The sequence below is a fragment of the Lamprobacter modestohalophilus genome, assembly GCF_016583905.1.
Taxonomy (GTDB): domain Bacteria; phylum Pseudomonadota; class Gammaproteobacteria; order Chromatiales; family Chromatiaceae; genus Lamprobacter; species Lamprobacter modestohalophilus.
Genome location: NZ_NRRY01000140.1, coordinates 1 through 1,951 on the forward strand (window position 1 = coordinate 1; position 1,951 = coordinate 1,951).

Sequence of the window (1,951 nt, forward strand, 5' to 3'; positions counted from 1 at the left end):
GATGGAGTTGCTCGTACACCACTGTAGTGCCCCGGAGCGGCGTTTGGGTAACCAAGGGTCGTGAGTTTCGTGGGTGCAAAACCGCAGGCCGCAGCGCAAGCGAACCTAGAGGTAGCCTCGTCACTTAATCGAAGAAGCCGACCCTGTGGTCAGAAGGGGAAGGCCGCCGCCGGTGGGAAGAGACAACGAGAGCGTCCCATCGATTCTTCCGGGGTAGCAGGGGTGGCATGTGGTGGAAGTTGATCGGTCCCAGTGCGGGAGACCCGTGACGGTGGCGGCGCAGAACCGTCAACCGTGCCGTATAAGGCGAGTCCGAAGTCGACGCGGGCCATCACGGGAGTCGGAGGGGCTCATAGTACCGTTTGAGGGCCTGGGACAACATAACCCGGCCCGAGGAAAGGAGCCCTACTTTGTGCACGCAACCAACGCGCGGAGGATCAGGAGATTGCGGCCATGTCGCTAACAACTCCCACATCGATCAGGACGTTGCAGCGGAAGCTCTACGCCAAGGCCAAGCAAGAGCCGGCGTTCCGCTTCTATGCCTTGTACGACAAACTCTATCGGGCGGACATTCTGAGTCATGCCTATGAGCGCGTCCGCGCCAATCGCGGGGCACCGGGGATTGATGGTGTCACGTTCAAGGCGATCGAGGCAGGAATCGGAAAAGACGCCTACTTGGCAAGACTGCGTGAGGAACTGGAGCAGAAGACGTATCGCGCGGATGGCGTGCGTCGGGTCTGGATACCCAAGCCGGATGGCAGCGAGCGCCCATTAGGGATTCCCACGATCCGGGATCGGATCGTGCAGATGGCGTTCAAGCTGGTGGTGGAGCCGATCTTCGAGGCGGACTTCTGCGAGCACTCGTATGGATTCCGCCCGCAGCGCTCGGCCCATGATGCGATCGATGCGATTGCCGAGGCCCTCTTTCGGGGGCACACCCAAGTCATCGATGCGGATTTATCGAAATACTTCGACACGATTCCCCATGCCAAGCTCATGGCCGTGGTGGCTGAACGCATTGTCGATGGTCCCGTGTTGGGACTCATCCGGCAATGGCTGAAAGCCCCGGTCATTGAGGAAGACGAGCAAGGCAAGCGCCGTCCCACGGGCGGAAAAGGGAATCGACGGGGAACCCCGCAGGGCGGCGTCGCCTCACCCCTGTTGGCAAACCTGTATCTGCATCTCCTGGACCGGATCTGGGTGCGGCACGACTTGGAGCGTCGACTCGGCGCACGGCTGGTGCGCTATGCCGACGATGCGGTGATCCTCTGTCGCCACGGCACCGAGAAGCCCATGGCCGTCTTTACGGCGGTCCTCGAGAAGTTGGACCTCACGCTCAACGTGCAGAAAACCCATGTGGTCGATGCGCGCGCCGACGGGTTCGACTTTCTGGGGTTTCGGATTGCCTGGCGAACGAGCCGTCGCAGCGGCAAGGGTTACCCGCACGTGGAGCCATCGAAACGGGCCGAGCAACGCATCAAGGACCGGGTCACGGAACTGACCGCGCGTCGCCGAACCCCGGTGGCGCTCAGGGACATGATCGGCGAGGTCAATCAAGCCCTCAGGGGCTGGTCAGGCTACTTCCACTATCGCAACTGCTCAAGGGTTCTTGGTCGGGTAAAAACGCATGCCGAGGAGCGGATGCGCACGCAACTGCGTCGCCGCCACAAGCTCCAGAGCCGGGCGCAAGGATACACCCGCTTTCCCAATGCGCATGTCTACGACCACCTTGGATTGTTCAAAGTCCCAACCACCGCAGGCTGGACATCGGCGCATGCCTCGGCGTGAAGCACATCGGAAAGCCGTGTACGGGAGAACTGTATGCACGGTTTGATGAGGGAGGGCTGGTATCCCATGACTAGGATTCGGCTATTGAGGCACCGCCAAACGAAAGGGGCGGAAACAGATAGGCCGGGTCTACGGGCGCGGGATGCCTGCTCTCTACTCTACC

1 protein-coding gene is annotated in these 1,951 nt (G+C 61.3%); it reads left to right on the forward strand.

Annotated elements, in window-relative coordinates:
* The first annotated feature begins 453 nt into the window (after positions 1 to 453).
* Positions 454 to 1,788, forward strand: coding sequence for a group II intron reverse transcriptase/maturase (ltrA, locus tag CKO42_RS26360; protein ID WP_200252396.1), 1,335 nt, complete (start codon positions 454 to 456; stop codon positions 1,786 to 1,788).
* Positions 1,789 to 1,951: the final 163 nt, after the last annotated feature.